Below are 16,324 nucleotides of genomic sequence, written 5' to 3'. Positions count from 1 at the left end.
TTCTACTATGCTCTTGGATCAGGCTCTTTCTTCGATATAGGGAAAGAGCCTTTTTCATGCAATCTCGCAACTCAGTATGTTCACCAACACAAGCGACTTTAATAATTTGTTTTTATTAGATAGGTACACATATTACAACTATGCTTTTCGAACAGCTGACTTGAGTGTGGTAATTTTACAACCTTGAACTTAAGTTGTTGTTCAAATTTGCAGACTTTCGATACAGTTTTATGCGAACTTGTGTTGCAAATAGTATTTTAACTCTTTGAGAGTTGGTTCGCGTTATGAAGACTTATGTTGCAAGCATCAAAAAGATTGAGCAGCTGCCATTTCTTTGATGCTGATTGGTCGAATCTTGTCACCTTTAACAAGGGAGTGAACATTAACGGTTTTTATTGTGCCAATTGGTTTATCTAGAGAGCGCCCCGACTTGGCCGACCCATATGCAGCATCAAGGAAGATATCTCCATAACGTTTACGCCCATTTCTAACGCGCATTTGTGTCGCTTCAACGCGATTAGATACTAGGTCCCATTTATAACCCTCGTCACTAAGATCAATGATTTTACGGGCAGGAACTATTGGCTCACGTTCTATATTAAGTTGGATTGGATTTTTACTACGAGTGCCTACTATAAATACACGCTCTCTGTTTTGGGGAATGCCGATGGAGCTGGCATTTAACATATTTACCGAAAGGGTATAACCGAGCGTGTTTAGCGCGCTCTCCCATACTGGGTACAATTCCCATTTTAGAAAATCTTCGACATTCTCTACGATCACAATTGGTGTCCTATGAACCTCTAAACACGATACTACCGCCCACGCAGTAGAACGGCTTTTATCAGCCTTCATGCTCACACGCATTTTACCTGCTGCTCGGCTGTGTCCTTGGCAGCATGGGCTCGCGAAGCAAATGTCATGTTCCGGAACGAGACTAAAATCAGCTTGCTGTAAGTCTTGTACAGCGTGAATTATCTCTGGGTGGTTATATGAATGATACTCCACAGCTAAGGGATTATGATTAGCCGCCCACAGAACCTCTACTCCTGCTTTCTTGGCTCCCAGTGTTGTACCACCAGCTCCTGCAAATAAATCAATAGCTCTAATTGCGCCCATAGTCACCCTTTTATATTCGATACGATAAGGCTGAAACCATAAAAATGAATCAGATAGATTCAGCGGTAACAGCTATGACTATTGTTAAGCATCATTTAGGTGCCGCAAGGAACACTTTCCTGAACGAAAAAACCCCCGCTTGTGCGAGGGCTCTGGTTTTATAGAGCTAAAATCTCTTATCCGTTTAGATTCAAGACAATGTTTCTGGCAGCGCAATATTCCCCTTTTTGGTAATGATTCTCTGCCTTTTTGAGTTTAGCCATTTTCTCTTTGCTAACTGACAGCGTTCCACTTTCTACCATCTCAATCATTGTAAAAACGGTTTTTGCTTGGTTCTCACACTCTGATTCAGTCATGGCCGCTGTTGCCGTGAATGAGAAGAGTGATACTAGTAATAGAATACCTTTCATTTATGAGTTCCTTATGATTTTTTATTGTGGGTATAAATTCACTTCAGACTTAAAACAGCCCTAAAAGATATACACAAAAAAAGTGACTATTTAGATAAAATTCATTAGCTGGCTGAATTCATCCATTCACTCATATTAAGATAACAGAGAGCCTCAATCCCGCAAGAGGTTGATTGATATCCAGATATTCCATTTATATGCGAACGTTTTAACTAGAGTGTAAATATGGCTCAACGAGAGCAACTAAGGTCGATTTCCATCATTAGGTCTTCAATTCCTGACTGACCTAGCCCAAATCGCTTACCATAAACATCACACTTAGTGCATCTCATCCAGTCAAAAATCGCATCACGGTGTTTATCATGCTCTCCCACATTGCTCCACTTAAACCACTCATGATCGCAACTCTTAACATGATCTGGGAGAGGGTTTGCTTCAAAATGGTACCCCTCTTTATACTGTTTCGAGTATTTGTAATATTGAACTTGAGCGCCAACTCTTGACACCATATCCGCACAATCTGAACAAACTCGCCACCAACCGTAGTTTTCGCTTTCACTTGGGTCTACGTAGTATTTCCCTACCGCCTTAGCACCTTCACACAACTGACACTCACGCTTTTTGGGGCCTTCTACCTCACCCGTCAGCAGGGCTATAGCTTCCTTAATAGAATTTAGACTCATAAAACAACCTTTAGTAATTGGTGTAGTGATAACGATCTCAAGCATCAGTGCCAGAATTACTTAACACTCAACCTCTACGATGCCAACGCGCTTGACTTCGATTCGAGCATGACTTTTCCCTGATGCGCTTACTACACCAATCAAATTTTTTGCGGCAAGTTCAGTGCTTTCCTCCAGGCTTAGTCCTAATTTTTGACATCCGATTATGAATTGCTCAATTAGCATTTGTTTCTCTTTATCCATGTGGGAACCCTTATTTGTACTTAACTGTATAGATAGTAATGTCCGGCTTCATCGGCGCAACATTACGAAATTGTACCGCGCACCATATAGACAGATAGTTTATTCCCGTATTAATCGACGAATGTTTTATGAACACTTAAGTTTCAGGTTATTGCTATACTGTACATAAACACAGTATAGTTTAAGTATGATTGCACTAAACAACACGGTTTCAGCGTCTATTACTGGATTTGAAAACCCCACACTACAATTTCGCGACCAGGCACTGAATCTAAATGAATTGTTCGTTTATTCACCCTCATCGCAGAGAATTATTCATAGTCCGTCAAACGAGCTGAGTTTAGGCATAGCAGAGGGTGACTGGTTGCTTGTAGATTCGTCTCGACAGCCACTGTTAAGTGATGTCGTTTTGATGCTCAGTCACGACGAGAGCTACTTAGTTAAATGGGAAAACCTACGTAACTCTTCAACTTTCAGTGCCTCCGATTTTGAAGAGATCATCATGGTTGGTGTAGTGACCATGTCCATACACCATTATCGCCATCCTGTTTTACTACCTGAACATGAAAGCATGATTTGTTTAGACCTACATAAGTTACTCGTTGAGCAAGAACACTCTACAGTGATATGCAAAGCAGATGGCGAATCAATGCGCCCTTTCGTGCACAGCGGGGATCTATTGTTACTGGAACGACACCTTAAACCAAACGAAAATGATGTGTGTATCTTGGCCTTAAACAACGACATTGTGTGCAAACGAGTCCATTTACGCTCTAGGTGCCTCTCTTCTGACAACCCTAAGTTTTATGACTACCAAGTTTCAGATTCAGATTACTTACGACTACACGGTGTAGTCCGTTACAGTTTGAGGTTACATAGACCAATATGTATGGGTTAATCGACGGGACACGGTTCTATAGTGAAAGCACTTCAATCTATAAACCAGACCAAAAGTCTTTGCCAACAGCAGTTACAGCAGGTCAAGGGATAATAATCGCAGCAAATCGCGTTTGCTCAGAGATCGGAGTGGCTAAGTTCACACCGATTTGGGAATCATCAGAACTCTTGAAGCTTCACGGTGGAAGAGTTTACAAGGCGAATTTTAATACTTTCAGTCACCTGTCAGATCGCTTTATGACCTGTGTAGAGCAAAACTCCGTAGGTTCGCGTATTTTTCGTTATTCGGTTGATGAGCTGTTCCTCTCACTACACCACTTAGATCGAATCAACGTGGATTTAGATGACCACATGAATGATCTAAGAAAACGTGTGTACCGCGAGACTGGAGTACCTGTTGGGGCCGGTGTTGGCGCGACATTAACTTTGGCTAAAGTGGCATCATGGGCAGGAAAAAATCTTGATGGCTACAGTGGTCAATGCACCTTAAAAGATGAGAATCAAATAGATTCCATTTTGAGCCAAATGCCCGTTGGGAAAGTCTGGAACATTGGTAGTGCCTATGAAAGACACCTTAAATTAGAAGGTGTAACCACAGCGCTACAGCTCAAACATTGCGATGCCAAAACATACCAAAAGCGCTATTCAATTAATATTGCGAATGTGATCTTAGAGCTAAATGGTATCTCAGTTCTTAACTACTCAGACGTAAGAGAGAAGAAGAAACAAATTTGGTCAACATCTAGTTACAGAGATAGATTACGAGACTCAAAATCCTTGTTCTCGGAGATAGCTCACCACTGTGCAGAAGTATTACGTAAGGTTCGAGCGCAAGAGTCAGAACTGAAAACTCTTTCTGTTTTCTTGTCTACTGGACGCCATGACAAATGCACTCCTTTCTATCGAAAATTGGATATCAAGTTTGAAAATGGCCTTACTGACACTAGTTATGCGTTAGTTAAGATAAGGGATAAGTTCAGTGAACTTCTTCCTACTAATTTGTCGTTACAGCCGATCTATAAAGTGGGCGTTGGAACAACTGAATTGGTTAATGTACAAGCTAAACAGTTTGATTTGTTCGAGCCAGCATTTGATAACAAACCGAAGTTAAACGCTACGCTCGATGCACTAAACTCGCGCTTTGGCCGTGGAACTTTAAGTTATGCCTCACAAAAGCGCCAGTACCGAGAGAGTGCAGGTGATATCAAGTTCTCTCGCTTAGAAAATTACTACACCGACGTTAACGATTTGCTAATTGTCAGATGTATCTAAGATACTTTTTAAAGCGGTTGTATCTTCTCCATAAACAGTGCTAACCTGTATATAAACACAGTAAATTAGAGAGCTAAAATAAAAAAAACAAATTTGATCGCCCTATCTACACTCGCTCTACTTTCCACTAATGCTTTCGCAATTACAGAATCTAAAGCTGAATCTATCAGTGCAAAAGTTCAAATGATGGAAAGAACTGATAACACCAAATACTGTATTTATAAAGATACTGTTTATGGAAAAGGTTCTATCGTAGACATGGCAGGTACAGCAATGCAATGTTCTGTGGAACACGAATATTTAGACAGTAAAGTGCTAGTCTGGAAAAAACCATCTTAATCTTTGTTTGTATGTAATATTAAGAAAAGCGCCCTCGACGGCGCTTTTCTTGTTTTTGGGTTCATGGTTCACCCAAGATACAGATGACTCAGCCATATACATTCAGTTTAGCACTCATTACTTATGGCTACTATGCTATCTAATTGATCCCCGCCATACATCAAGAAGGACGGCATACAATGAATACTAAGATCAAATACGTCGGCTTGGCTGCAATCCTGACAACCCTTGTTGGGTGTAAAAGTAATGATGCATCTCAAAGCTCAATGGCTATCCCCAACTTCCAAAATACCGGCCTCGCCAAATTAGAAGTTGAATCCTGTACATCAGATAACAAGGCGTTAGGTTCGGAAACCACCGCTACCATCATACAGTCGGTCGTGTCGGCTAGCCTAAACTGGTTTGGGAGTTTGGCCAGAAGTAAGCTAGACGATGATATAAATAACACCATACTAACTTTTAATCTGGAAGATCCATCCAAACTCAACGGGCAATGCCTCAAGGTTACTCGTTACATAAATAGTACTCCCGATGGCGAACCGGATTTGTTGTTTTCAGCTCAGATTGTAGCGTCTGAGAAGCACCCCGAATACATTACTTTTGTTCCGACTGCGTTTACGTACGCAGGTTATACGCCGAACGATCAAGAAAAACGCAAAACTCGTGATGTGGCCGTCGCTCTTGGTGTTGCGACACCGGATACGAAAATTGATTACGGAAATCGAGATAAGACGCAAACTATTGGTCGATTGATTAATTTAGGCACTATCACACAACCAACAAGAACCGACGAATTCTATGCACCTGAATTTAGCGAAAACAGTTTAGGACAAGGTACTCAGTGGATGGAAGTCAACACGGATACTCCAGTTACTTTGGTGGTTCAAGTAATTGAAAGTACCAAGCCAAATAAAATCGTGAAACTATTGGCTCAAACCTACGTCACGAATGAGGAAACGTTTAAGGAAACAGTATCAGAACTGGAAGCACTTCAATCAGATGAAGCGTTGAAACAGGCGAAAATCAAGAAAGAAGAAAATGCCAACACTGCTAGGTTAAAATACTACGAAAGTCTGGACGATGTTGCCAAGGCCAAAGACGCTATCAACGAAGCTTGCAAACAGTTGTCAGAAGAGGAACAAACCAAGCCGCATACAAATATTGCTCAGTTACAACGCACATATGACTTAGAACTACGACAATCACATGTTGAGTCAAAGAAAGCGGATATTAATCATAATGAGCCGAGATCTTCTCCGATTGATGGAATCTGCAAGCCGTAATGAAAATTAGGGCATCCAATGGATGCCCTTTTCATTTTTGGTCCCAATCGGCTAGCTATTCCAACCCAATTCACCCACTACGATAACTTAGCATTCTCACGTTCCAAAACTAAATTTCGTTGTTTTAGATCCTTAAGTTCTTCCGATAGAGTGCTTTGAATCTCACGCAATCGAGCATTTTCATTCCCGATAGACGTTTTATAGGTAAGAGCCTTTTGTAATTCTTCCTCGACACTCTTATTCTCTGCAACCGAACGCTCGTAATTTGTCTTAAGCGTAAGTAACTGGCCAGTTAGCTCTCCATTTTTTTCAGTGGCGCTAGAATGCTCAGTACGAACTTGTTTCAGCTCTGCTTTCACTTCGGATAGTTGTGTCTTAGCATCGTTCAAAAGGCGAAGGTTGGCTTTCGACTGAGACTCTGATTCGATTTTGTCTTTGTTAGCTAATTCGAGTTCCTTGCCAAGCTCTGAAATAGCTTCTTCTTGCTTCACTCGAGACGTTTCTAAATCTGTTAGTTTCAGACTTTGCTCTTTAGCCGCAGCGTTTAATCCATCTATCTGTGAGCTAAGTTGTGTAATTTTGGTGAACTGCTCAGAGTTTTCGATTTCTAGAGTCTTCTTGGATCCTTTAAGCTCATCCACTTCAAATTTTAACCTACTGTTATCAACTTCGAGTGAATCGTTCCGGTTATTCGACAATGCTAGGTCTTTCTCAAGTTGATTTATTTTTTCTAGGTAGCCGGCAGCTTGTATCTCTGCAGAGTCAAGTAGGTCTTTTTGGTCTTCAATAGTGTTGTATGCCTGGTTCATTTCTTCTTCAGCAGAGGCCAAGCGTTCTGATGAAACTCTTGCCATCTCTTTAGCTTGAAGAACAGCGGCGTTCAAACGTTTTTCGGCAATACTATTTGCGAGATTATTAATTCGAGTAAAGATGGCACTCATATCAGAGAGGACAATTTCTCTCGCATCTAAGATTTCAGGAGGTAGTTCATACTCCTTCTCTTGTTCTTCTTCGACGGGCAGCTGGCGATACTTATCTAGCGCCCCCTCTTCTAACAATTTTTCATAAGTAGCAAAGATATTCGCTGGCCTACCAGTACCAATCACACTTCTCAACGAAGAGCCGTTGATACTACGACCTTTTTCCGTCAGCTCTGCGACAGCCACGATCACGTCTTGCTCAGAATACCCTTTGCTTCTCGCCATAATCCACACCCAATTAATAAATGTTATTTGTTTTGTTTGTTATGTTCAAACATAACATAACAAATAACATTATTCAAATTGGCCAATTCAACCCAATACCCAAACATTACCCCTAAGAATAAAGTGTGACAGCGTAACCAAGAGAAATCCCTATTCTCACACCTCCAGATCAGTGCTATAGTTACTTCGCTAAATATGTATTTAGCGAAGTAACCAACCTATCGATATAAAAAGGACATATAAAACAACAACTTACAAACATCACTTGCGCGGAGAAAAATGGATGTGAGACTCACTAAAACAGTGAAAAATCATCCTTGTGCAATATAGGCGTTGTTTTACATGAAATTGATGGCAGCTAAGCGAATAAATAATAAAACAGTATCTTTCTCACCTGATAGCGAAGAGCATACAAATATAGTTTTGCATGTTGTGGCTAGATATAATCCACTAATTAGCTCATTTCTAAATGTACAGCGATTAACTGGTTTAAGGTATTCAGACTGTTCACGAATAACCGTTGAAAATATTGCAAAGTCTTCAACTCAAATTCGATCCCAATTCACCATCGTGCAAAAGAAAATCTACACAGGTGCACTGACAAGATTGAAGAAGAATGAAAAGTACGTGAACCACTCGGAAACAGAGCTCCACTCAATTGCCATTAACAAAGCAAGCTTGAGGGTTTTTATCAGCGACAGACTAAAAGATGTATTTGTTGAAGTTTTGAAGCTGCAGGACGATAACCCTTTCTTCAACAAAAAAGACAAAGAAGCTCTTATTTTTACCAGTACACACCACCACGCAAAAGGGAATGCGATCAGCAAGGAAGCGATTAACCAGTTGCTTAAATCCGATAAAGTTGGCCAAGAATTATTGAAGCATGGAATTTCAAACGAAAATCTCGGTTCTCATTCTTTCCGTAAAGAGTTTGGCCAAAGGTTGCTAGAAAAGGGAGCAAATGTCATAGACATACAAGAGTTGCTTGGTCAATCTTCGCTAGATTCAACTATTAAATACTTAAGTACGTCAGACAAGAAAAAGAAAGATTTGGTGAACTCAATAGCTAGCCAACCAACAATCGTGAACTCAGCACTAGAAGGCAACACTTCCTCAGCAAGCGGTCTTAATAATAATGAGGACATACCTACCGCTACCACCGAAAATGACAAGCTTCTTGCTCTGATTGAAAAGGCTATTGAGAGCGGCGCTCCCGAATCGGTGATTAATGGACTGCTGAGCAAAATGAAATGAGTTTGCCGCTAATAAGGGGCTCACACTGGCAATGCTAATTTCAAAAATTTGATGAGGTCGAAATAGACTAGCCAGGTTAAATAACGTTGTAGGATATGAAAGCTTGTTAGAGTATCGAGTCTAACCTCTACTTAACCGAAGACACTTGTTATGCTTGGGCAATTTATAAAGAGGAGGGTTGTAGCCCTCCCCTCTAAAGGTTAAATGAACAGTACAATAATCAAAGCTGACGCTCTAATAATTGCCGCTACATCCACACTAACCTGAAAGTTCCGAGTCTTAACAGTAAACATAAGTTTCGCCTGATAGTTCTCGGGCCGACCCAAGATGAAATCCTGAGATTTACGTGGCTGGCCACCACGCACAAAGGACGATTTGCAGTCATTCCAATGCGATTTTTGCTTTTAGTACGAGTAAAAGCATCAGAGTGTCGTACCACCTAAATTTAAGGTACTAGGCTTTGCCATCCCAGAAACCGGTGCACTCCTAGTGTCAGTCACAGCCTTGCCTTCAGACACCTAATTATCGATTATACTGATTCAAAAGTGGTATGCAATTCCTCTGATAATACATAACGCCTTGTTCTTAGTCCTAAAAAAGGACATTCACACACCTAGATTAAATCTGGCTACTCTGATATCTTAAATGTCGGAGCTGATTGCCAAGGCTGTAAGTGACCTAAAAGACAGCGAATCTAACTACCTGCCAAATGCAGTTGATCTTTATTAACCTTGCTGGCAAGCGTAGTGACTTAAACACTTACCACTACCTTTAAAGTCCGGCATTGTTAAGTGAGGATCACTCCTATGAGTATTGATCTATCAAAACTATGCGCAGATTTTTTGCGTCAAAATTATGCTTCCCAATCAACAAATAAACTAAAAGCTTCACATGCCAGAGAACTGGTTGCGGCATTTTTTGGCTATAAGACCCATGCGGCGCTAATGGCCGAGAAGACATACCCACTGACTCAACTCCTAGATGCATATATCTTCATTCCTGATATATCGTTAATGAATGATAGACGAAAAAAACTCAGCGGTTTACCAAATGACCTAAACCAGTCAATTGACCTCGCCAAGCTTCTTTCAAACATGCTTTCCGAGGAAGGACTATACGGTGGAGATGTCTGGATCTATGACACACTGGATACCTATATTGTCGAAGTCTTACTACCCGATTGCCAGTCTCTTATAGATGATCAGCTTTCCGGTACGATGGCTGAAACCAATGCGGAGTCCTTCGATGCGCCTTATTATGACGATATACAAATCGAAGATCGTAGCGGCGAGCTCGTTGCTATTGCCAAAGCTCAGTACAAGGGCGAGCCAATGAATGATAAACCTTTCTGTGGTGATACTCTTGATATAGTTGTACAGGTAACATTGCCCCGCATGGCAGGAAAGCGCGGTTTTTATGATTTCGAACTTGAAGCTGGAGGCTCCGTAAATTACGACTGGGTTGACCCAGAGCTACGATATGGCGAACGCCCTCAGAGTATATTGGCAGAAGAGCTTGGCATAACAGACGAAGAACTTGAATCGCTGGAATGGGACACTCTAGAAAACAGCAGTGATGAAGGGTTGATCTATGACTTTGTGTTGGCCTTTGCCGAAACTTGTCCTCCTGAGATTTTAGATAAGATCGAAGGATTAACAGATGATCTAACGATCCGTGTGTCAGCCAACGCTTTTGACAGCCCTCTTCCAAATGAGTTCTAGGCGGTGAAGTGTTCTGAAACGCTAAGCTAATCGGGGCGCCTTAGAAGTTCCAACCTCTAAGGCAACCCCCGCATTAATACGCTCAAATTAGAAACACTCCGCCTGTATGAACTTGTTTACTCTTCTCCTGCAGATTAACAAAGGCAAGCTAATTGTCGCAGTTTCTATAAGAGAGGTAGCTGCACACCTTGCCTACCACTGTGTATTCCATCGATCGCTGTTAAAGAGGAGATAGCTTCAATTCTAGACTCTGATAAGTCCGATCTAGTTTCACTATGAAAGACGTCATTGATGAACATCCTCTTCAAGATATCGATGAGCTCGTGCTCTGATGGATAGGTTTCAATCATATTCATCAAATACTGCTTATGTTCCAACTCACTATCAAACCTATGGAAAATCTTCATAGGCGAGCATTCATAAGAGTTATAAAGACTTGTAAACCTTACCGGGTCTTCATCAATTAGATCCATGGCCTTGTCATATAGTACTGGTTCTTCTGCTTCTTCATTAATGCCATAGTCCCTGTAAACAGCACTATGTTCAATTTTACGACGTTCTAATAACGGCTCTAGTTGATTAATTAGTTTTGTTCCTGCTGCTGCTTTTCGCTTAGGCGTTTCAGAAACAAATAAAGCAGAGGTACGACAGGCATCCATGCTAAACTTAACATTGAACTTTTCAGCCAATAAAAGTCTCTGTATCAGTAAGTTACCTCTTGTTTTCTCGGACATCCCAAGACAATGCATCTCTTTGAACACATATCTATTACCAACCTTTATCTTTAATAATGCACTAAGTTCTTGAGAGTTAAGTCGTGGCTTTATGACCTGCCCAGTATCAAAATCTTTTATTGATGCTCTACATGGCACCCCTAATACTACCCTAGCGTATTTTAGTTCAGACATGATCTCTTGGGTAATGGACTCTATGCTTGCGTTTGTTTCATGCGGATAGCGATGCATAGGCACGATGCAGTTTGTCATTCGAGCAAGGTACCGTATCTCTTCACTGTATTGTGAGACGATTGAAACCGCCGATTTACTGCAGAAGGGGTTATCTGGAATTACAATATAAAGATGTTTAAGGTACTTTGAAGGTAAGGTATCAACCATTTCCCGATACTGTTCTAAAACATTGCTCGGGTGAATTGGTCTTCCCTTTCGAAGAGCCGTTACGATACCGTTATCTAGGAATGTCGGAATTCCTAGTTTGAGATCTTGTATCAAACAAGCGTACAGTTTTGGGTACTTATTGGGACCAACATTGGCTAGTGTGTAGCCTTTTGATTGGCGATGTAAATGGTAGCCGATATAGTCAGCTACATTTGAAACCCCTGAACGAAAGATTGTTATTTTGTTTAATAAATGGGGATGTTTAGTAATAGACATTATGTACCCTTAAAGTAGCAAGCTTTAGGGGTACTATAAAATGAGCTTTAATGTACGCAAGAAAGGTAAGTCTTCATAAAAGATCGAAACAAATTGTTTATCGTGGTTCGTTCAACCATATCAAGTGTTCTAATTCTCGGCCAATTCCCACGCCCAAGTTCCAGATAAGAAATCCAGAACCTGTATAGTTTTTCCCTCGAAATCTATCTTTTCGTCAAACAACTCCGTGTTGACTTGGCACTCACTCTCAAGCAATAGAAAGCCCGTATCTTCAGCATTTCTATGAATCTGATAGCAATCCGGTAGCGCCGAGTTAATTGCTTCAGCTATCTTCTTACTGGTAGAAATATCGAATTTGGGCATAGCGTACCCGTTCCACCGCTTTGTTGGATCATGATACCCAACAAATTCCTGTTTAATTTCGCCAATCGTGAACTTAGCTTTTTCTAACTTCATAGTTACTGATACCCGTGAAAAAATCTACTTGTAGAGTATCCCGTAATTTTTAGCCTGCAATGGATTTGATAAAGCTATTAATGCAGAGACAGTAAAAAACCCGCTGGGAGCGGGTTTTCATTATTGAACCATTATCTTTGTAATACTAAGACTTTGGCGAACCGTGGGATATTCAGTACAGAACGTACTATTTCTTGACTCCCAGCAATACGGTGGCGGTGTGTATTCATATGTACCACCTGTTATGGCACTGCCTGTCCATCGAGCCGTAGCATTGCCGCTGCTTGCAAAATTATAGGGTGCAGAAACGACCGGGATAAAGTGGGTACTGCCCGTCGACGTAGTTACATACAAGTTAGCGACCCCACTTGGAATTGAGATACTACCAGTAGTGCTACCACTAAAGAGTTCAGTCCATTCACTACTGCCGCCTGTATCAATATCACTGATTTCGCTGTTTGTACCTCTGGTATTTGTTAAGTCCAATGAAGGCGCTCCATTAACACTAGTTCCCAGGGTTACATTGTTTAACTGGCCAGTCGCTTGGCTAAGATCTATATCAGCTTTCCAAGTGCCGCCAAGCTCGTTACTTACGAAGCCTGGATCAGACACACTACTGCTAATTGAGTCGTCTATTAATTTTGCACGCGGAGCGCTATCTTTTATCGAGGATACCCCGGCAAAAGCCAAGGTGGTGCCTATAGTGGCATAAAGAATGAGGGTGTGCTTTAGCATAATAATTCCTTCTCATAAAACAAAACGGCCAGAGTAGCCGAGTAGTATTTGTGTTCTGTTAAATGAGCATTAATATGCAAGTAATTTATACGATACACTTCACAGGTGAAAATTGCAAATAGCACCTAAATAGTGAGGGCCTTCAATCGGCCCTCTCCCTATTCTTCTTCAAGTGCCTTGACTCTTGCCTCTAAACGTTCAATGACTTTACGTTGAGATTTAGAATATCTATCAAAAACATATGCTTGAATGAGAAAAAGCACAAACAAACCAATCACATATTCGTTCACATAAACTCCATGTTAGACATGGCCAATTTATCAATCAGCTTTATCAACTCTTTTCTACGACTATCGAAAACTGACCAAATTCGCCACGTTCCGATTTAGTGACAACGGCCTTACCAGTTACCGATTTCTTTCCTTCTTGAATTGACACCAAAAACTCATTGAGGTCAGCGTGCTCATCAAGAGATTCTGGAAGTATTACCAATTCGTTTCCATACACTTTTAAGTTAGCCATCATTATCACCACTACTCTTTTACTAGAGTTGCCATATATTGAATTTGTTCGTCAACTGCTTTCTCACATCTTAGATAACTCTTATATGCTTCCTCGGCCATACTGTCTCTATGGTTTTCTATTCTTTCGTCATCTCCAAAATAGTCATTTGAATGATCAATCGCATCATCAAAACTGCTTTTTGCCGACTGCATATCCTTTAGTAGATCTGAAAGTTTTTCGTTGGCTTCAACGAGTTCTTTAGACTTATCATTACACATTTCGCTTCCTCATAACTTTGAAGTTCAAATCCTATCGGCTCAATCGGCTTCTAAGGGTTACCCTAATAGGTTACTCAACTGTTTATGGATACCGCTTAAAGCTGAGAGATACAAATACTAATATTCCATAATTGCCACTTAAAAACAGCAATCAAGTGCAAAAATGCCGTACCTATCGCTTCATAAATAAAGTCTTAAATCACTTTTTTATGCGAACACTCATAATCTTTATAGGTTCCGTCAGTGTGTATCTTGACGATCAAAAATGATATGGAAAGTTGGATATTGCGCCCAACCAAAACCATGAGATCGTATTACATAGAAGTCACAACTAAGAGTTAAGCGATGATAAATGAACAGGTGGCCAAAGTTGCTCGACAACTACGAGTAAGAGGTCATGTTGATAAAAACCACTGTTACCTTGTTGAACTATCAAACTTTTTCGAAGAAGTCTCTAATGGACAGATTTTCTGTGAACGTGATTGTTTTGATGACGATAACGAAGTTGATGTCTTTGGTGTAACTCTTGAAGAATCACTAAGTGATCTTCTATACGGAAGAAACTCAAGACAAATAACTCGTGTATGTGGTTTTTCGATAGAAGAGATCAACAAATTAATTGAGGCTGAATTATGATTTTTATGTTTAAGCAGGCTACATTTGAGTGGTTTTTAAAACCTCTTATCGCCATCTGCGGCATCATCTCAATCTACGGTCACCTTACAGGCCAACCGATTGAGCCTATGATTTCTGCGATAATGGGGTACGCATTTGAATTCGGAGTTAAGTTATATAAGGCGGCTTTCGAAGTGTTGCCACTGATTATTGAAAGGTTGTCTGAAATAGATGTATCTGATCACATTACGACCGACTTTTCTCAAGCTGAGATAGAATAGTTAGGCTATTTTTCTAAAAAAAAGCGCCTCTCAAATTGAGACGGCGCATTTTTTTAAGCTGCTTCTTTATCCATTGAACGTAAAACAACAAAATCTTGTTCCAACGCACTCATTGCTTCGAATGTGGATTTCGCCGCAGGGTTTAGGTTTTGAAGTAACTTTTTACGTTGACTGTTGATCAACTCATTATGACTCTCAACCCAAGGCTGACACTTATCGCATACAGCTAAGTACTCAGATTCAGAGCTCACAACTACTTTCTTCTGACAACAAATACATGTTTTCATGTTTTTTCCTTCTATAGACCTTTTCAGGTTTTGGTTTCAAGAGTTAAGTTTAACTGTAGTAACGTCCTAGATATGGACAACACTTAGCTTCCGTTAATTTTTCATAGACAGCATTGCGCTCGGAACTAGCTATTTTTAGCTCGACGTCACACGGTATTCTAGTCTGAGTTAGTCGTTCCTCGTTCAAATGTTCATTGATTGATGCAACTACACCACCTACGTTGATCTCTTGTTGAAAATCTTGGAACATCAACATGTCATCTAGATTAATCAACCTTTTTAGACAATCCATACATTCTGAATAACCATAACGATTGGATAAATGATCTACATAGAAATTGCCATGTCGCAGAGTAACACCGATCTCAAACGCGTCCTCGTCATCTAGATAATGATCTGGAAAGTTCTGTCTAGCTAACCAATACAGTACATTCACAGTCTCACCAGAAACCGTCGTAAATCGACCAAAGCCATCATAATAAGTAACTTTAAGGCTCTCTTTAGGGCCAACAAGCCACCATTCTCCATGCGAACCACCAGCAATCGATTCATTACGATCTGATGTAAGAAATGAAAAGAAACCCATAGTTATATCTCCGTTTATAAGACCCTTTCGGGTTATTGTTAAAGTTTAGTAGGCCGCAACTCTCCAAAAAGAGTGTCACTTAAGCGGCAGTGACGTTCAGCTCTATTGAGCTAAATCTAATTAGAAATACGCCCTTCGGACGTATTGCTTATCAGACTATAGACACTTTTTTCCGTGCTCTTTGTCTTGTTTTTTTTCAGTTCCTTCTTTTAAGGATACCGGCTTAATTTCAATGAGGTTTACTGTATCTGGCTCGGGCGCAACGCACTTGTTCTGACAGATCCCCTCTCTGCAGTTTCTACACATAGTGAAGTTCTCCCTACAATAAAACTCTTAGAACAGGTTTGTTACCCAAGTGATACGAGTCACCGAAGATAGTACGACCCATAAAATCGCTATGTTTAATGTCCTTTGTAGCAACCGTTACCAATTTGCCATTATGGTAGATCGTGTCACCTGCCTTTATCTTCGTAATATGGACTTGCTCATTAGTCATAAGTTGTTTTCCTTTTTACAAGACCCTTCCGGGTTCAATAATCTATAAAATGGTGATGCCTACTATTTTGTTTCAGTCACTTCACCAATTGGCTCAAGAGATGCCTCTATGTTGATATATTCAGCAAATTCTTTACCGCATTTATCAGAACAAAAGTCTGAATAAGTGTTATGGGTAACTCCACAATTACAACATTTTCTTTGTAACATGGTCTTTTTCTCTATCATTGCTCGTTTCCTTTTCGTAGACCCTCTCGGGATAAATCATGT

At 40.5% G+C, this 16,324-nt stretch carries 23 protein-coding genes; 8 read left to right on the top strand and 15 right to left on the bottom strand.

Annotated elements, in window-relative coordinates; all coding sequences use genetic code 11:
* Positions 1-306: 306 nt before the first annotated feature.
* The 4 genes from FIV04_RS25445 to FIV04_RS25430 form a co-directional block, all read right to left on the bottom strand.
* Positions 307-1,119, bottom strand: coding sequence for a DNA cytosine methyltransferase (locus tag FIV04_RS25445; RefSeq protein WP_152471209.1), 813 nt, complete (start codon positions 1,117-1,119; stop codon positions 307-309).
* 176 nt (positions 1,120-1,295) lie between these two features.
* The gene (locus tag FIV04_RS25440; RefSeq protein ID WP_152471208.1) at positions 1,296-1,529 is read right to left on the bottom strand and encodes a hypothetical protein; all 234 of its coding nucleotides are present in this window, start codon (positions 1,527-1,529) and stop codon (positions 1,296-1,298) included.
* Positions 1,530-1,759: 230 nt separating this feature from the next.
* Positions 1,760-2,212, bottom strand: coding sequence for a hypothetical protein (locus FIV04_RS25435; protein WP_152471207.1), 453 nt, complete (start codon positions 2,210-2,212; stop codon positions 1,760-1,762).
* A 60-nt stretch (positions 2,213-2,272) separates the two neighbouring features.
* On the bottom strand, positions 2,273-2,455 hold the full coding sequence (locus FIV04_RS25430; RefSeq protein WP_152471206.1) for a hypothetical protein: 183 nt from the start codon (positions 2,453-2,455) through the stop codon (positions 2,273-2,275).
* Positions 2,456-2,642: 187 nt separating this feature from the next.
* Here FIV04_RS25430 and FIV04_RS25425 point away from each other — a divergent pair, with 187 nt between their 5' ends.
* The 4 genes from FIV04_RS25425 to FIV04_RS25410 all read left to right on the top strand — a co-directional run bounded on the left by FIV04_RS25425 (position 2,643) and on the right by FIV04_RS25410 (position 6,246).
* Positions 2,643-3,353 carry a S24 family peptidase gene (locus FIV04_RS25425; RefSeq protein ID WP_152471205.1) on the top strand — a complete coding sequence of 237 codons (711 nt, stop codon included), beginning with the start codon at positions 2,643-2,645 and terminating at the stop codon, positions 3,351-3,353.
* The gene (locus FIV04_RS25420; protein ID WP_152471204.1) at positions 3,341-4,624 is read left to right on the top strand and encodes a DUF4113 domain-containing protein; all 1,284 of its coding nucleotides are present in this window, start codon (positions 3,341-3,343) and stop codon (positions 4,622-4,624) included. Before FIV04_RS25425 ends, FIV04_RS25420 begins: the two co-directional genes overlap by 13 nt.
* Before the next feature lie 183 nt (positions 4,625-4,807).
* The gene (locus FIV04_RS27410; protein ID WP_367618271.1) at positions 4,808-4,963 is read left to right on the top strand and encodes a DUF1496 domain-containing protein; all 156 of its coding nucleotides are present in this window, start codon (positions 4,808-4,810) and stop codon (positions 4,961-4,963) included.
* 179 nt (positions 4,964-5,142) lie between these two features.
* Entirely contained in the window at positions 5,143-6,246 is a 1,104-nt protein-coding gene (locus FIV04_RS25410; protein WP_152471202.1) for a hypothetical protein, read from the top strand.
* A 77-nt stretch (positions 6,247-6,323) separates the two neighbouring features.
* Here the strand turns inward: FIV04_RS25410 and FIV04_RS25405 are convergent, their stop codons facing one another.
* A complete protein-coding gene (locus FIV04_RS25405) occupies positions 6,324-7,451 on the bottom strand; it encodes a hypothetical protein (RefSeq protein ID WP_152471201.1) in 1,128 nt (375 codons plus the stop codon).
* Positions 7,452-7,793: 342 nt separating this feature from the next.
* On the opposite strand from FIV04_RS25405, the gene FIV04_RS25400 reads away from it, so the two are divergent.
* Complete coding sequence (locus FIV04_RS25400; protein ID WP_152471200.1) at positions 7,794-8,705, top strand: tyrosine-type recombinase/integrase; 912 nt, start codon at positions 7,794-7,796, stop codon at positions 8,703-8,705.
* Between the two features lie 806 nt (positions 8,706-9,511).
* Positions 9,512-10,426 (top strand): hypothetical protein, encoded by a 915-nt coding sequence (locus FIV04_RS25395; protein WP_152471199.1) that lies wholly within the window; start codon positions 9,512-9,514, stop codon positions 10,424-10,426.
* 164 nt (positions 10,427-10,590) lie between these two features.
* Here FIV04_RS25395 and FIV04_RS25390 read toward each other — a convergent pair whose 3' ends face one another.
* The 6 genes from FIV04_RS25390 to FIV04_RS25370 all read right to left on the bottom strand — a co-directional run bounded on the left by FIV04_RS25390 (position 10,591) and on the right by FIV04_RS25370 (position 13,790).
* Positions 10,591-11,817 (bottom strand): hypothetical protein, encoded by a 1,227-nt coding sequence (locus tag FIV04_RS25390; protein WP_152471198.1) that lies wholly within the window; start codon positions 11,815-11,817, stop codon positions 10,591-10,593.
* Between the two features lie 129 nt (positions 11,818-11,946).
* Positions 11,947-12,273 carry a hypothetical protein gene (locus tag FIV04_RS25385; RefSeq protein ID WP_152471197.1) on the bottom strand — a complete coding sequence of 109 codons (327 nt, stop codon included), beginning with the start codon at positions 12,271-12,273 and terminating at the stop codon, positions 11,947-11,949.
* A 120-nt stretch (positions 12,274-12,393) separates the two neighbouring features.
* The gene (locus tag FIV04_RS25380; RefSeq protein WP_152471196.1) at positions 12,394-12,885 is read right to left on the bottom strand and encodes a hypothetical protein; all 492 of its coding nucleotides are present in this window, start codon (positions 12,883-12,885) and stop codon (positions 12,394-12,396) included.
* A 281-nt stretch (positions 12,886-13,166) separates the two neighbouring features.
* Positions 13,167-13,298 carry a hypothetical protein gene (locus tag FIV04_RS27360; protein ID WP_301339532.1) on the bottom strand — a complete coding sequence of 44 codons (132 nt, stop codon included), beginning with the start codon at positions 13,296-13,298 and terminating at the stop codon, positions 13,167-13,169.
* A gap of 43 nt (positions 13,299-13,341) precedes the next feature.
* Complete coding sequence (locus tag FIV04_RS25375) at positions 13,342-13,533, bottom strand: hypothetical protein (protein WP_152471195.1); 192 nt, start codon at positions 13,531-13,533, stop codon at positions 13,342-13,344.
* An 8-nt stretch (positions 13,534-13,541) separates the two neighbouring features.
* Positions 13,542-13,790, bottom strand: coding sequence for a hypothetical protein (locus FIV04_RS25370; RefSeq protein WP_152471194.1), 249 nt, complete (start codon positions 13,788-13,790; stop codon positions 13,542-13,544).
* A 345-nt stretch (positions 13,791-14,135) separates the two neighbouring features.
* Here FIV04_RS25370 and FIV04_RS25365 point away from each other — a divergent pair, with 345 nt between their 5' ends.
* Both FIV04_RS25365 and FIV04_RS25360 read left to right on the top strand, forming a co-directional pair.
* The gene (locus tag FIV04_RS25365; RefSeq protein ID WP_152471193.1) at positions 14,136-14,426 is read left to right on the top strand and encodes a hypothetical protein; all 291 of its coding nucleotides are present in this window, start codon (positions 14,136-14,138) and stop codon (positions 14,424-14,426) included.
* Complete coding sequence (locus FIV04_RS25360) at positions 14,423-14,686, top strand: hypothetical protein (RefSeq protein ID WP_152471192.1); 264 nt, start codon at positions 14,423-14,425, stop codon at positions 14,684-14,686. Before FIV04_RS25365 ends, FIV04_RS25360 begins: the two co-directional genes overlap by 4 nt.
* Positions 14,687-14,739: 53 nt before the next feature.
* Here the strand turns inward: FIV04_RS25360 and FIV04_RS25355 are convergent, their stop codons facing one another.
* From FIV04_RS25355 to FIV04_RS27050, 4 genes are all read right to left on the bottom strand, one after another.
* Positions 14,740-14,973 (bottom strand): hypothetical protein, encoded by a 234-nt coding sequence (locus FIV04_RS25355; protein WP_152471191.1) that lies wholly within the window; start codon positions 14,971-14,973, stop codon positions 14,740-14,742.
* 49 nt (positions 14,974-15,022) lie between these two features.
* A complete protein-coding gene (locus FIV04_RS25350) occupies positions 15,023-15,559 on the bottom strand; it encodes a hypothetical protein (protein ID WP_152471190.1) in 537 nt (178 codons plus the stop codon).
* 319 nt (positions 15,560-15,878) lie between these two features.
* Positions 15,879-16,055 (bottom strand): hypothetical protein, encoded by a 177-nt coding sequence (locus tag FIV04_RS27055; RefSeq protein ID WP_172974336.1) that lies wholly within the window; start codon positions 16,053-16,055, stop codon positions 15,879-15,881.
* 62 nt (positions 16,056-16,117) lie between these two features.
* A complete protein-coding gene (locus FIV04_RS27050) occupies positions 16,118-16,282 on the bottom strand; it encodes a hypothetical protein (RefSeq protein ID WP_172974335.1) in 165 nt (54 codons plus the stop codon).
* Between the last annotated feature and the right edge of the window lie 42 nt (positions 16,283-16,324).

Source organism: Vibrio sp. THAF190c (assembly GCF_009363355.1).
GTDB classification, from domain to species: Bacteria; Pseudomonadota; Gammaproteobacteria; order Enterobacterales; family Vibrionaceae; genus Vibrio; species Vibrio fortis_A.
This window is presented reverse-complemented; position numbering and strand designations above follow the sequence as displayed.

Coding starts and splice junctions, on each gene's coding strand:
- FIV04_RS25445 (WP_152471209.1), bottom strand. CDS start 1,119: ATGGGCGCAATTAGAGCTATTGATTTATTTGCAGGAGCTGGTGGTACA.
- FIV04_RS25440 (WP_152471208.1), bottom strand. CDS start 1,529: ATGAAAGGTATTCTATTACTAGTATCACTCTTCTCATTCACGGCAACA.
- FIV04_RS25435 (WP_152471207.1), bottom strand. CDS start 2,212: ATGAGTCTAAATTCTATTAAGGAAGCTATAGCCCTGCTGACGGGTGAG.
- FIV04_RS25430 (WP_152471206.1), bottom strand. CDS start 2,455: ATGGATAAAGAGAAACAAATGCTAATTGAGCAATTCATAATCGGATGT.
- FIV04_RS25425 (WP_152471205.1), top strand. CDS start 2,643: ATGATTGCACTAAACAACACGGTTTCAGCGTCTATTACTGGATTTGAA.
- FIV04_RS25420 (WP_152471204.1), top strand. CDS start 3,341: ATGTATGGGTTAATCGACGGGACACGGTTCTATAGTGAAAGCACTTCA.
- FIV04_RS27410 (WP_367618271.1), top strand. CDS start 4,808: ATGATGGAAAGAACTGATAACACCAAATACTGTATTTATAAAGATACT.
- FIV04_RS25410 (WP_152471202.1), top strand. CDS start 5,143: ATGAATACTAAGATCAAATACGTCGGCTTGGCTGCAATCCTGACAACC.
- FIV04_RS25405 (WP_152471201.1), bottom strand. CDS start 7,451: ATGGCGAGAAGCAAAGGGTATTCTGAGCAAGACGTGATCGTGGCTGTC.
- FIV04_RS25400 (WP_152471200.1), top strand. CDS start 7,794: ATGAAATTGATGGCAGCTAAGCGAATAAATAATAAAACAGTATCTTTC.
- FIV04_RS25395 (WP_152471199.1), top strand. CDS start 9,512: ATGAGTATTGATCTATCAAAACTATGCGCAGATTTTTTGCGTCAAAAT.
- FIV04_RS25390 (WP_152471198.1), bottom strand. CDS start 11,817: ATGTCTATTACTAAACATCCCCATTTATTAAACAAAATAACAATCTTT.
- FIV04_RS25385 (WP_152471197.1), bottom strand. CDS start 12,273: ATGAAGTTAGAAAAAGCTAAGTTCACGATTGGCGAAATTAAACAGGAA.
- FIV04_RS25375 (WP_152471195.1), bottom strand. CDS start 13,533: ATGATGGCTAACTTAAAAGTGTATGGAAACGAATTGGTAATACTTCCA.
- FIV04_RS25370 (WP_152471194.1), bottom strand. CDS start 13,790: ATGTGTAATGATAAGTCTAAAGAACTCGTTGAAGCCAACGAAAAACTT.
- FIV04_RS25365 (WP_152471193.1), top strand. CDS start 14,136: ATGATAAATGAACAGGTGGCCAAAGTTGCTCGACAACTACGAGTAAGA.
- FIV04_RS25360 (WP_152471192.1), top strand. CDS start 14,423: ATGATTTTTATGTTTAAGCAGGCTACATTTGAGTGGTTTTTAAAACCT.
- FIV04_RS25355 (WP_152471191.1), bottom strand. CDS start 14,973: ATGAAAACATGTATTTGTTGTCAGAAGAAAGTAGTTGTGAGCTCTGAA.
- FIV04_RS25350 (WP_152471190.1), bottom strand. CDS start 15,559: ATGGGTTTCTTTTCATTTCTTACATCAGATCGTAATGAATCGATTGCT.
- FIV04_RS27055 (WP_172974336.1), bottom strand. CDS start 16,055: ATGACTAATGAGCAAGTCCATATTACGAAGATAAAGGCAGGTGACACG.
- FIV04_RS27050 (WP_172974335.1), bottom strand. CDS start 16,282: ATGATAGAGAAAAAGACCATGTTACAAAGAAAATGTTGTAATTGTGGA.